General features: G+C 40.1%; 7 protein-coding genes. All 7 read left to right on the top strand.

What is annotated here, in order from left to right; genetic code table 11:
* Nucleotides 1-24 precede the first annotated feature (24 nt).
* A complete protein-coding gene (locus tag SOP96_RS07160) occupies nt 25-1962 on the top strand; it encodes a type VI secretion system Vgr family protein (RefSeq protein ID WP_326320306.1) in 1938 nt (645 codons plus the stop codon).
* 2 nt (nt 1963-1964) lie between these two features.
* Nucleotides 1965-3596, top strand: a complete 1632-nt coding sequence (locus tag SOP96_RS07165) for a T6SS phospholipase effector Tle1-like catalytic domain-containing protein (RefSeq protein WP_326320307.1) — start codon at nt 1965-1967, stop codon at nt 3594-3596.
* Nucleotides 3597-3651: 55 nt separating this feature from the next.
* The gene (locus SOP96_RS07170) at nt 3652-4665 is read left to right on the top strand and encodes a DUF2931 family protein (RefSeq protein ID WP_326320308.1); all 1014 of its coding nucleotides are present in this window, start codon (nt 3652-3654) and stop codon (nt 4663-4665) included.
* Between the two features lie 382 nt (nt 4666-5047).
* Nucleotides 5048-5458, top strand: a complete 411-nt coding sequence (gene tssD / locus SOP96_RS07175) for a type VI secretion system tube protein TssD (protein ID WP_326320309.1) — start codon at nt 5048-5050, stop codon at nt 5456-5458.
* Nucleotides 5459-5670: 212 nt separating this feature from the next.
* Nucleotides 5671-7830: a type VI secretion system Vgr family protein gene (locus SOP96_RS07180; protein ID WP_326320310.1), complete on the top strand. Its 2160-nt coding sequence runs from the start codon at nt 5671-5673 to the stop codon at nt 7828-7830.
* 10 nt (nt 7831-7840) lie between these two features.
* A complete protein-coding gene (locus SOP96_RS07185; RefSeq protein ID WP_326320311.1) occupies nt 7841-9100 on the top strand; it encodes a tetratricopeptide repeat protein in 1260 nt (419 codons plus the stop codon).
* 168 nt (nt 9101-9268) lie between these two features.
* Nucleotides 9269-14014, top strand: a complete 4746-nt coding sequence (locus SOP96_RS07190) for an RHS repeat-associated core domain-containing protein (protein ID WP_326320312.1) — start codon at nt 9269-9271, stop codon at nt 14012-14014.
* The last annotated feature ends 2 nt before the right edge of the window (nt 14015-14016 follow it).

A 14016-nucleotide genomic window follows, 5' to 3' on the forward strand; every position in this document is an offset into this window, starting at 1 on the left:
TTAACCTTCCAAATCACAGGTATTATGAAAACAGAATCTCAAAATATACTTAAAAGCCCTTCCTTCAGCCCATCGCAGAATGCCGACGGAATTTCGGAAAACCATCATGCAGGAATTAACAGGCTGGTGAAACTTTCCATTGTAGTTGAAGGAAAAGTTATTAAATACTATAAACATTTTAAGCTTACTCAAAGCACAAAAAGACATCATGAATTCAGCCTTACGCTGGCCCATGACGCACTCGGTGACCGTCAGACCCATACGCTTGAAGAAGCCAATAAATTTTTGGGAAAACGGCTTACCGTCGTTATTTCTTACAAAGATATTGAGAACAGTCCGGAAAGAACATTTGTAGGAGTCATTACAGGAGTTGGCTTTAGCCAGGAAAAAATGAGCCTTGGAAACATTGTTTTAACAGGTTACAGTCCGACAATTTTATTGGATGGTGCGCCACATATTCAAAGCTTCGGAGGAGGATCTTCTGTAAATATGGGAATTATTGCTAATGAAGTCATCAAACAGGGTATTGATTCCAGCCGTTTTGATGTGAGAGTTGATACCAACGACTATTCGCAGATTATTTACAGCAGCCAGTACGACGAAACCCATTACAATTATCTGGCAAGAATGGCTGAAGCCTACGGCGAGCAGTTTTATTATGATGGCGAAGTACTTCATTTCGGCAAGCTGCCGCCTCAGAATAAACCGATCAAATTAACATATGGGAGCAGCGCCAATGATATCAAAGTTGAATTAAAAGCAGTTCACACAAAGCCTCAGTTTTACGGCTACAACAGCAGTAAAAATGAAAAGCTCAAATCCGGGGATACGCCGATTCAGCATGTGGGAGATTTAGCCAAAACAGCCTATGCCCACAATGAAAAAATATACCAGACTCCGGCTCTTCAGGTAGCTCCTATCAAAGCGTCAACCCATCTTGATGTGGAATATTCACAGAAAAGCACATCCGGAAGTCAGGCGGTTAATGTATTTTCTTTATCCGGAAATACTACAGTTCCTTTCTTACATCCCGGCTGTGTGGTAGATGTTCAGATGCGGAAAATCGATACCAATGAATCTTCATACTTTACCAGGATCATGGTGACGGAAGTCTCCCATGAAGTAGATACGAGAGGACATTATACCGGAAGCTTTGAAGGAATTGCTTCCGACACAGGTTTTTTACCTAAACCTGAGTTTAAGGTTCCGAAAGCAGAACCGCAGATTGCAACCGTCATTTCCAATGCAGATCCGGAAGGGCAGGGAAGAATACAGGTAAGATTCGACTGGCAGACCAATGATACGACCCATTTTATCAGGATGATGAGCCCGGATGCAGGAGGGACAGACAAGATCACTCAAAACAGGGGATATGTAGCGATTCCGGAAGTCGGGGATCAGGTGATGGTTAATTTCGTACACAGCCATCCCGACAGGCCTTTCGTGATGGGAGGAATGTTTCATGGCGGTGTCGGACTTGGAGGGGGTGCTGATAACAGAGTCAAATCAATTCAGACCAGAAGCGGGCATAGAATTGTTTTTACGGAAGATGAAAGCATTGTGATTACCGATAAATCAGGAAATGAAATTCATCTGGATACAACAGGAAGCAATATCACCATTACGGCTCCGGAAACCATGACATTGAATTGTAAAAATATGAATATCAATGTCGGAATGAATATGACTACCACTGTCGGAATGAATAAATCCGATACGATCATGGTGAATCATACCGAAAGCGTGGGATCCATGAAATATCTTTCCACCGGTGCAGATTTCATGACCAATGTAGTCGGGAAAATGAGTCATTACGTAAAAGGAGACATGGAAGTCTACGGAGAGAAAGAGCATAAGCTTACTTCCATGAAAGGTATTCAGGTGAGCAGCGAAGGAAAAGTGGAACATCATTCGGAAAAAGAAGTTCAGAATAATAGCGGAGAGAAATCTAAAAATTATTAATCATGAGCATCGAATATTTTGTAGAAGGCAAAACAGTTACCCAGACAGGAGGTAATTACAGAGCCTTTGCTAAAGAAGGCATCAGCCACAGCAGCGCGGTTTCGGTGGAGCAGAAAGGAAATCAGACAGGCGTAACCTACAATCCTTCCCAGAAAATTAACCCTCATGATAAGCCTGTTAATACCATTGATGTATCACTGAATCTATTTTTCGACGGAACGCTTAACAATAAAACCAATACGCAGGCCGGAGCAAAACAGGGTAGCTCAAAAGGCAGCTATGCCAATGATTTCAGCAATGTAGCAAGAGGCTACGACTGTATCGACCCGAATGCCCAGAATCAGGTTGCTTATTATGTTGAAGGAATAGGTACGGTAGATCATAAATCTGATAATGATACATTAGGATTACCGGTGCGCGGAGCCGGGATGGGTGTAAGTGCGAGGGGAGTAAAAGCCAAGGCGACAAAAGGCTGTGTAAAAGGTGCAGAAGCAGTTCAAAAAAAATTTCAGGGAAAAAAAATTGATGTCCTCACCGTTAATGTTTACGGATTCAGCAGGGGTGCGGCTGCGGCACGTCATTTTTTGCATATTGCCGGAACAACCGTCAACTCACAAAAGATTTCAGATAAACAGATCCTTGTATTTCCTCCCGAAGAATACGAAAAATCAGATGCCGAACCCAAACCCAATCAATATATTATTGTTAACGAACCAGATTTTCCATTATTAAAATATGGATACTTCGGGGCCTGTCTCATTCAGCAAAAGCTGAAAGTTAATACAATACGGTTTAATTTTGTCGGGCTTTATGATACCGTTGCCTCACTCGGGGTCAATCATAAAGGAGCTTCATTATTCGGATTTAGCATTATTGATGATGATTCCAAACAGCTTGGGCTAAATGCCGTGAGAAATGCATCTTTTGTATTGCAGCTTGCCTCATCTGATGAGTATCGGGACAACTTCAGCCTTACGAATATAGACAGCGCAGGAATCAAAGGATTACAGCTTACTTTGCCGGGAGTACACTCTGATATTGGCGGCGGATACGTAAATAATGATAAAGAAGATGTTTTGCTGCATGAGGAAATTAATTCCAACAGTGAATGTGAAAGATTCAGGCATATACTGATCGAAGAAGGGTGGTACAACCCGGAAGAGATCACCATTGAATCGAGCATTATTCCATCCCGTACCGCAACCATAAAGTATAAGCTTTGGGGAAGAAGAAAAAAAGTATCAAATGAATACGATAAGGTATCACTCCAAAACATGTTGTATTACTCCAAACAGTTTGAGGTAAAATACAATGAAGGCTTGGTAGCAGATCATCAGATTAAAGATGGTTTTATTGCGGATGTCAGCAACAAGCTCACCGCAAAATATATTGCTTCCTGCAATAATGTAAGGAACCATTATGTAAAAGAATACAACGCAGGAAAGCATCCTTCCGCAGGAGAATATATAAGCCAAGCGGCAAGTTATTCATACCTGGATGCCGGAATTGATATTAAAACATTAAGGAATGCTTACTTACACTGGTCTGCCAATCTGAACTCTTTCGGGATGGGACCGAGATTTTCAGGGCCGAAAACGGCAGCAGAACGCAAAAGATATATATTAAATGGATAAATGGAAAGCGCTTATAATTGCTCTGACAATGCTCCAGCTCATGAACTGTCAGGATATGAAGAAAAAAGATGATATGCCTATGCCAACATATGATGTACAGATTTCACACCCGTTGAACAATTATCTCATAACTCCCGTAGAAGACAAAATCTTAACATTGGAAGGTGTTCCGGCCGGCTTGCCGTACGGAAGTTCCTCAGGAACATGGGGCGATTCTGGGAAAGGTTTTACAGAACAGTCGGGAACGCCGATTGGTGCAGATATTGTGTATTTCTCCAGATATGAAGATACTTTCTATCATCTCAAAGCAGATTTTCCGAAAGATAAAGTGACGGAGCTGGTTGAACGGGCTTACGCCAACAATGAATCTGATTCTTCAGATGAGCCAATGAAAGAGTTTATCAACATTAAGAAAGAACCTGATTATTACGAAAAATACAATAAAGCAGGAATGGCTTACTATAAATTCGGAACGCTTGTATTTGGGTTTGCTCCGAAGGGAATGGTAGCGGTGTGGTTCAAATTCGGATATGTTTCCATACAGCTCGGCGAGTTTCAGGCTGAGGTGGTAAAAGACGATAAAAAATATGCAGATAAGCTGTTCTCAAAAATTTCGCAGACAAGGGAAGAAATTAAAGAAAGTATGTTTATCCCTGATGCGTCACCCAAAGAATGGAAAAATTATCAGAAAAAATATTTCTGGACTCCTCATATCACCTCAGAAAACAAAGGCTTCCGTTTGTTTAAAATACAGTCGGAATATTATAATGGAGAAAGGGAGATAATGCTCCGTCCCTGGATAATGAAACCTCCGGTGAAAGAAAGGGCTGTTCCCAAAGAAATCGCTTTTTTCTGGGAAACAGGAAAAGGACAGGCTTATGAAGGCCGTGCATTTTTCAGCTGGGAAAATGCCAATGAGGTATTGGAAAAATCAGGAAAAGATTTTAAGCTCAATATTAAAGTAGCACCGGACAATAGTAATATGGAAATTATGATTAACGATCAGAAGGTTCCTGTAGACAGCACAAGAATTTATCCAAGTGATCTTATTTTTAAAGAATCATATTGATACTATAAAGTTTAATCTTAAAGTAAAATCAGATATTATAAAGTCCGGCAGTCTAAAATTCACTGTCGGATTTTTAATTCTTATATGTTAAAATAAATTTAAAACTGCCTTAATGAAATCTTAATAATTCCCTTTTTTGTGTAATCAAATTGTGGATGTATGAATGTTTTTTTAATGTTAAATATTTGATTTTTAGTTTTTTACTTAATTTTTTATTTCATTTGTAGTAGAATTACGACATCAAATCGTAGAATTACTACAAAAAATAAAATTAATATTACAAAACTTTTGGAATTAAAAATTGTGATCTATCTTTGACTTAACAAAATCAACAAAACCAACCAAATCACAAAATATTATTAACGATTAAAATTTACGAATCATGGCAACAAATTCAAGAGGAATTTTAAAATTCAACGGAGGCGAAGGTCAAAAATTATTAAAGCTGAACTACAGCGTTTCAAGATCTACAGACGTATCAGGTAGAGTAGCATCAGACCCATCAAACGCATTGATTAAGCTTACAGTAGAAGCCACTGAGAAATCAGACATCCTGGAAAGCTTACTGAACGGAAAATACAAGCCTACAACAGGTGAAATTACATTCAACAAATCCCACGAAGAAGGTACGCTTATCACTTTGAGCTGGCAAAACGGATATGTAATTCAGCATGAAGTAGATTTTGATGCCGTAGATGAAAACAGCATGCTGATCAGTTTTGTGGTAAGCGCAGAAACCATCGACTACGGAAATTCAAAATACGAGGGTCTTTGGCCAAGCAGCGGTAACTAATCCCTACAATCATCTTAGTAAAAATAAAATTGGTTACAGAATAGCTCAGCTCGTAGGAGTGGCTATTCTGTTTTTTCTTTTTGAAGGAATTATTTCAGGACTCTTTAACATATCCAATAAACAAGCGGTATGATAAGAATTTATTTGATTTACAATCGGGTAAATTTTAGCATTTTAAAACAAAACACACCATCAATCAAAATATTAAGGCTATGTTTCAAGATGATAATAATACACCGAAAATGCCTTCATCCGGTAAAAAGCCGTCCATAGAATCTGCAGATGCTGTTAAAAGAACGGTAGAAAGCCATGCGGTAAATCAGGCTTCCGAAAAAATCGGCGAGAATGCAAATGGTACTGTTACACAGAAAATGTCTCAGGTACAGGCCTATCAAGGAGTTATGCAAGGCACGTCCGGAATGCTCCTCAACCAAAAACTGCAGCCTAATACACCTACTCTGGTAGAAGATAAAGTATGGTCTCGGCAGCCCACTTCAAAGATCCATAATGCCGGTGCAATCCCGGAAAGCCAGATTCAAGGAATAAACCGCGTGGTAAAACTTGATATTGTTGTGGAGGGCAAGGCGGTAAAACATTTCAAACATTTTAGCCTGAAGCAAAGCGCAGTAAGACATCATAAATTTATTCTGATGCTGTCCCATGATACCTTGGGAAATGCCGAAAACCACAATCTTGAAGAAGCACAAAGTTTTTTAGGCAAAAGGATTACAGTCACTTTCAAATACAAAGATGTAGAAAACGGCCCGGAAAGAAGTTTTGTGGGGGTCATTACGGAAGTAGGGTTCAGCCAGGAAAAAGGAAGCCTGGGAAATATTGTATTAACAGGCAACAGTCCTACCATCCTTTTAGATGCCGCACCTCATATCCAGAGTTTTGGAGGCGCACAGGAAATTAGTCTCAACAGCATTGCAGATCAGGTTATTAAAGAAGGCCTCGGAAGCGGAAAGTTTGATTTCAGGGTTGATGCGCAGCATGGCAATGTACCTTACAGCTCACAATATGAAGAAACACATTACAATTATCTGGCAAGAATAGCGGAAGCTTATGGAGAACAGTTTTATTATGACGGCGAGGTGCTTCATTTCGGAAAGCTGCCGCCTCAGGAACAGCCGGTAAAGCTTACTTACGGAAGCAGCGTGAATGATGTTAAAATCAGGATGAAAGCGCAGCATATTAACCCAAGCTTCTATGGTTACAACAGCAGTAAGAACGAAAAACTGACTACCGGAGGTTCCAAAATTACCCATACTTCGGATATTGCCAAACATGCCTACGAAATTTCAGAAAAAACATTCACCACACCTTCATTACGGGTAGCTCCGATAAAGGCGGTTTCTTTTATAGATGTGGAAAACTCACAGAAAGGTACGGCCGGAAGTAAAGCTTCCGATGTATTTGTGACGTCAGGAACTACAACGGTTCCGTTTTTATATCCGGGATGTGTTGCAGATATTGAAATGCGTAAAACCGGCAGCAACGAAACTTCTTATTTCACCAAATTAATGATTACCGAAGTACATCATGAAGTGGATGCAAGAGGATATTACACAGGAACATTCGATGCAATTGCCTCCGATACGGGCTTTATTCCGCGTCCGGAATTTCATTTTCCCAAAGCAGATGCACAGTTTGCCAAAGTTATTTCCAATACAGATCCGCTAAACCAGGGAAGAGTGCAGGTGCAATTCGACTGGCAGAACGGATCCACTACAACAGAATTTATCCGGGTAATGACTCCCGACGGCGGTGGAAGCGAAAAAGTAAGCAAAAACAGGGGCTTTATGGCTATTCCCGAAGTCGGGGACCAGGTAGTGGTGAATTTTGCGCACCAGCATCCGGACCGACCCTTCGTCATGGGCGGAATGTTTCACGGCGGAGTAGGCGGCGGTGGCGGCACCGGAAATAATATCAAAAGTTTAAGCAGCAAAAGCGGACATATCATCAGCCTGGATGACGGAGGGGGAATGACTGTGAGAGATAAAGACCAGAATACCGTTTTCCTGGATGGAGCCGGAAATATCAGCATCGACAGTAAAGTTTCTATTGCGCTCACTTGCGGAAGCAGTTCTATTGTCATGGATAAAGATGGAAATATCATGATTAAAGGCAAAGAAATTTTTGTTCAGGGAGATAATATAGGAGTAGCAGGAACGGCAAGTGTTGGAATAGGAGTAGGTCCCGAAGGCGGAAACCCTACATCAGGAATCGGTATCGAAGCAACAACATTGGATTTAGGAACAACTACACTTTCTATGGGCGCTAAAACAGAAGCCAACCTCAGCAGTGCAAAGATAAACATCGGTGGTGGAAGCGAAACCAATATCGTAAGCGGAACAGTAAAACTGAATTAAACAAAAGCTCATGAACCCGGTTGATCTGGAATTGGTTAAACTGAAAAGAAAATGGCAACAGGTTATTAAAAATAATCCGGAAAAGCCCATGCTCATTGCCTTAGGCGAAAAACATGAAACCGACCTTTTCGACGGATTTATAAAGTCACGATTATCTGAAGATTATGATGGTGAAGATATATTCCTTATTCACTATCAGGAATTTAACGGGCTGAATTCCTTCGGGCAAAGTTTATGGCAAGAATGGAAAGAATATTATGAATTGCTTGAAAAAAGCGGAGAAAGTATTCCGGGATGGGAAATTGCTCCTTCAGATCAGCAGTTTAAAACCGATGCATATAAAGCATTCTACCCTTTATTGGATGTAAAAAATAAATTTCCGAATAGTAAAAATTCACAGATCTTTCTGTATATCGCCCCGGTAAGGATAAGCGATATAAATGAATTATCGGTTTGGATAAAAGAATGGTGCAGCCTTTGCGAAAAGTCGGGAATAAAAGATATCAAACTCGTCTGGGCAGAACATCATATCTATAAGACGTTACCGGCCCCCCCCTCTGCATACAGTTTCAGGGTTGAGGTAGATATTCATCAGTTAATGCAGAATACAGCAGCCCATACCAACCGGAAGAAAAACAGTGCCGACACCGATTTTCAGCAGCAGATCCTTATCGCAAGCAATCATTTAAGCAAACAGCGATTTAATGAGGCCGAATTTGCGTTGAATAAAGCCGTAAAACTTGCCAGGAAACAGCAAAATAAACAAGGTGAAATCTCAGCTTATTTTATGCTGACACAGACTTATGCAGCTGAAAGGAAAAAAGACAAAGCAGAGGATACGTTCCGGAAAATATTGGAAGAGGTAGAACCCGATTCTCCCTTGGAAATTCAGATGTATATGAACTACGGAAGCTATTGCCTGGGAAATTCCAAAAAAGCAAAAGCAGAAGAATCATTTGAAAAAGCCGCGGAAACAGCCCTTAAAATCGGAGAATATGCAATGGCAATAGAATGCTGCAGAATTATCGGAACACTAAATGATACGGTTCTCACAAGAGATAAGATGATCCTGTATTTTGAAAAATGCCTTGATATAGCAAAGCTTATGGAACCTTCAACAAGGGAATCAAGCAGCCTGAAATTTGTAGCTTCCATGCTGTTCATTCAATATAAAGGCGATACGGAAAAGAAAATGGCATTGGATCATGAAATGACAAATTATTTTGGCAAAGATTGGAAAGTCAGTGTGGAAAGACCGAAATATGATTAACTAAAATTAGATTTCACCATTAAAATTTAACTAAGAAGTTTACAATAATAATTTCAATGCTTTAAATAAAAATCAAATAGATTTTTCTTATTAAACTTACTTACTTAAATATTCTTAATGGTTAAAAAATAAAGTTCTGCGATTAATTAATACCAAATCACAAATATCATGGCAGATCAGAACAAAATAAAAAAAATAAAGGTTGCAAAGCCAGATATGAATCCCGACCGGTCATGGAAGATCAATGCTGATGTTACCTCATTCAGCAAAGAAAAAACCACGCAGGGCTGGAAAAGTGGGATGAAAAACAATTTCGAATCCCTGAATCCTGCTTCAATGATAAAATCGGTAGCAGGTGATGAAGCTGGAAAGTCGCAAACAGGTGGAGGCGGTGGCGGAACAACTTCCGTAACCGCGGAAAACGCAACCCCAACAAGTAAGGTTAAATTAATTAAGGTTAATTCACCTGCGATTACTCCAACCGCTGTTCAGCATACCAGCAAACATTTCGATATTGTCCTGGCCATTGATATCCACTGGACATTAATTCCGCCGCCGCCGTCTTTTATGCTGATTCCGCTGCCGCTGCCGCATCCTTTCATCGGGATCGTTTTCGATGTGATGGATTATATTAAATTTACCATTCCCGTACCGCAATTCATCAGGAATTTAAAACCAGACCTTCCGGAAACTATTCCGATGGGAGGCTCAATATACGTTCACGGAAGACATAAAGCAACCACCACAACCAGTGTAATGGGTGTGGTGATACCGTTCAGGCATATTACTTCTCTCATTCCCGTGTATATGATTCCTTTTCTTCAGGAAGCACCGCACGAAGGGGAAGTATATTATGGAGCGCAAACCGTGTTGGGACAGGGAAGTAAAATGAGCGGAAACCAGCCGCAGCAGGTACTTACCTGTATGGGATTCCCTTTCGGAATAACCATGCTTCCCGCAATGCCAAACAAACCCAAAAAAAATCCTTTAGCCTATTTTGCATTTTATAATAATTTTTCAAGCTTATATATTCAGATTAATACGGGAGGTCCGGTTCTTGTAGGAGGAGCATTCGTTCCGCATGTATATACACCAGGTGAAATGCTGATGCGTTTTGCCGGAATGGCTTTAATGAGAGGGCTTACCAAAAGCCTTGGAAAAGGAGTGAGTAAATTCAACCATTTTTTACAAGGGAAATTCGGGAAAAATAACCCTGTTTCAAAAGCATTATGTAAAGTCGGGCTTGAGCCTGTAAATTTTGCTTCAGGAGCCATGTTGTTTGAATGGGATGATTTTACAATCGAAGCCGGAACACCTTTAGAATGGACGAATATCTGGTACAGCGACAGGCCTTATCAGCAGGGAATGTTAGGAAACGGAATGTTTAATTCTCATGATCTTTATATTGTTCCCGATGAGGAAGACAACGTTGCAGCGTGGGTTCACCCCGAAGAATTGCAGCCAGTGCCGATTCCTGTGCCACAAGTCGGCGAAGAACTTACCTATTACAGAAGCCAGAAAATCTGGCAGTACCGCCCGAATGAAAACAGCTGGATCATCAGGAAAGAAACAAATATTTATACCTACAAGCGTTTTAATCATAGTACAGAAGGAAGTATTTTTAAAGTAATTCAAATTGAATATGGCGACGGAACTATCCGTGAATATGATTACGAAGGCAGAAATGTTGTTTTAAAAAACATTAAAGATGTTAAAAGTGGTTTTGCCATAGAAACAAAGATTCATCCTGAGCTTAAAAAAATTACGGAAGTTTATTATTGTTATAAAAACAGGAAAGACCTGCAGGTTCGTTACGATTATGATCAGCATGGAAATCTTACCCATGTCTGGGATATTCATAAAAAGGCAATTGTTTTTGAATATGATGAAAAAAACAGGGTAATCCGGAGAACCAACAGGAACGGCATGAGCTATCACTGGGAATACGATAAAAATGACAGAGTGGTTCATACAAAAGGTTCTGAAGGTTTTATGGAAGGTTTTTTAAGCTATAATGAGGATGAAGGCTATACCGAAGTTATTTATCCAAGGCAGAATAATAAAACCGAAACATATTATTATGATGAAGACCTTCTCGTTTATAAGCAGGTAGATGGTGAAGGCGGAGAAACCTGGTATGATTACACGGCACACAACGAATTAAAAATGACAGGAACACCTGAAGGCAGAGTTCAGGGGTACTCGTATGACGAATTTGGAAATATTACAATCTTCCATACGCAGGACGGCGAAGAATTTCATTATCAGTACAACGAATTCGGACAGATAACGGCACGCTTTTCACCTTCAGGAACTTCAGAAACATGGATCTATGATGAAGAAGGAAGGCTTTTAAGGTATACCGATCCTACAGATGAGACAATATATTATCAATACCCCGATCACGGGAAGCTTCCTGAAAACAGTATAAAAAAGGAAATTGAAACCCGCTACGAGTACAATACCCGAAACCAGATTATAAGGCTTACAAATAATGCGGGTGATGAGCAGTACTGGAAATATGATGACTATGGAAGATTATCAATATTCAGTCCGAGACCTTTAAACAAAACTGTCTGGAACCGCGATAAGATGGGACGCGTTGTTGAAGTGAACGAACCCGGACAATTACCTCTGAAACTTCGTTACGATGCATACGATCTTCCGGTATACGCTACCGACGGAAGAGCAGAATGGCTTTTAAGCTACACCCCAATGGGAAGCCTGAAAAGGCAGGTTCGCAGAAATGCTCTCACTTTAAAAAAAGAAGAAACGCTGAATTTCGGCTATAATGCTTATGAAAATTTAATGAGCATTACCAATGAAAAAGGGGAAGTGTATCGTTTTGAAAGAAATAAGAATGATGAGATCATCGGTGAAACAGGTTTCGACGGGCAACAGAAATTCTTTGTTCGGGATAAAGACGGGCTGGTTACCCAAACCCGGAACCCGAACGGTAAAAATATTTTCTATGCATATGATTTAGGAGGGAGATTAACGCAGGTGCATTATCCCGACGGAACTTGGGAAGCATATCAATATGATACTTCAGGATTACTGATAAAGGCAGATAATGAACACAGCAGCGTAAGCTTTCAAAGAAATAAATTAGGATTGGTTACTTTCGAAAAGCAAGGCGCGCACTCTATTGATTATCAATATGATGACCAGGCAAACCTGATAAGCCTGAAAAGCAGTCTTGGTGCAGCAGTAGAATACTCCTACAACGATCTAGGCCAGCTTAAAAGCATACAGGCTGCAACAAAAGATATTCACCTTCCCTGGCAGATGAATCTGAATATGAGCCGTAACGGACAGCTATTCTCACGCAAAATGACGGGAGGCATCGAAAGTACTTTTGAATTTGACCATGCAGGAATGCCGGTAAGTCAGAAAGTAACAGTTGATAAAAAGAAAACAGCTTTCCATAAAGAGTACCATTGGGCACCCGGAAGCCGTTTGTTACAGATTCTTGATCGTGTTACGGGCGGGAAAACAAGGTTTGATTATGATGCTTTCGGAAACCTGGTTGCGGCGGAATATCCGAATGGAGATATTCAGTACAAAAATCCGGATGAAACGGGCTGTCTGTATGAAAGTGCCAAGAGAACCGACCGTATTTACGATAAAGGAGGAAAACTGATGCGCGACAAAAACTGGTTCTATCATTACGATGAAGAAGGAAATGTATTGCTGAAAAGTAAAAGGCCAATTAATAATATTCAATCAAAACTAAAAAAAGGAAAAGAAAACAATCATCCATACTATAAAACGATTGCGGAAAACTGGGCCAATATTCCAAAGCTGCGGGATGAAAATAATGTACCGGACGTTACTGAAAATGCTGCAGGACAACCCCAAAATCCTGAATGGCAACCCGGAGACTGGGCCTATTCCTGGAAAGCCAACGGAATGCTGGCAGCAGTAAAACTTCCGGATGGAAAAGAAATCCGTTTTGAATATGATGCATTGGGAAGAAGAATTTCAAAAATTGGAAACAAAAAAATAACGCGGTATATTTGGGATGGAAATGTTCTTTTGCATGAATGGTTTTATGATATTAATGACGAACCGAAAACTTCTGTTGATGACGATGGAAATATTATTATTGAAAAAGAGAAGGCAGAGAATGTTGTAACTTGGGTTTATGATCATACGGATCAGAATGAGCTTTCACCAGTTGCAAAATTAATCGGCGGCACAAAATATTCAATACTTAATAATTATTTGGGAACGCCTGTTCAGGCTTTTGATGTTGAAGGTAATGCAGTTTGGAACAGAACATTGGACATCTATGGAAACATAAAGGATGAATCAGGAGAGGAAAATTTCATACCGTTTCTATATCAGGGACAATATTATGACCCGGAAATTAATTTGTGCTATAACAGGTTTAGATACTATGATCAGCACTCAGGATTATACATAAGCCAGGACCCGATAAGTTTAATGGGAGGATTGTCATTCTACACCTATGTAGATGATACCAATCTTTTAATCGATCCATTCGGATTAGCACCCTGGCCAAGAGGAGGATTTAATGATTGGTTTAATAATGCGTCAGTTACAGATATTGTAAAAAATAAATCGGCCGTTTCAAGAGCATTAAGAAATGGTGGCGGAATGCATGAAATGTTCCCTGTATGCCTCGCACCCAAATTAAAAGCCTTAGGATTCACTGCCGAAGAAATAAAAAATGCTACCGTTCCTACAAAAGGATTAGTGTTCAAAGATGTACCGGATCCTAAAACTGGGGCGTTACTTACAGGAGCTCATCACAAAAGTGCGGCCAGTAAGGTTTTCCATGATAACCTTATTGGTGATTTATCGAAAGCAAAATCAAAAATCGCAGCGAAAAGAATTTCGAAACGCCACCATGCAAAGCATGTTAAAGTGAAAAAAGTTTACAAATAAAA

This window comes from Chryseobacterium salviniae (genome assembly GCF_035819015.1).
In the GTDB taxonomy this organism is placed as follows: Bacteria; Bacteroidota; Bacteroidia; order Flavobacteriales; family Weeksellaceae; genus Chryseobacterium; species Chryseobacterium salviniae.

Bases quoted from the DNA above. Each gene is read 5' to 3' on its own strand.
- tssD (WP_326320309.1), top strand. From the start codon at position 5,048: ATGGCAACAAATTCAAGAGGAATTTTAAAATTCAACGGAGGCGAAGGT.
- SOP96_RS07170 (WP_326320308.1), top strand. From the start codon at position 3,652: ATGAAGAAAAAAGATGATATGCCTATGCCAACATATGATGTACAGATT.
- SOP96_RS07160 (WP_326320306.1), top strand. From the start codon at position 25: ATGAAAACAGAATCTCAAAATATACTTAAAAGCCCTTCCTTCAGCCCA.
- SOP96_RS07180 (WP_326320310.1), top strand. From the start codon at position 5,671: ATGTTTCAAGATGATAATAATACACCGAAAATGCCTTCATCCGGTAAA.
- SOP96_RS07190 (WP_326320312.1), top strand. From the start codon at position 9,269: ATGGCAGATCAGAACAAAATAAAAAAAATAAAGGTTGCAAAGCCAGAT.
- SOP96_RS07185 (WP_326320311.1), top strand. From the start codon at position 7,841: ATGAACCCGGTTGATCTGGAATTGGTTAAACTGAAAAGAAAATGGCAA.
- SOP96_RS07165 (WP_326320307.1), top strand. From the start codon at position 1,965: ATGAGCATCGAATATTTTGTAGAAGGCAAAACAGTTACCCAGACAGGA.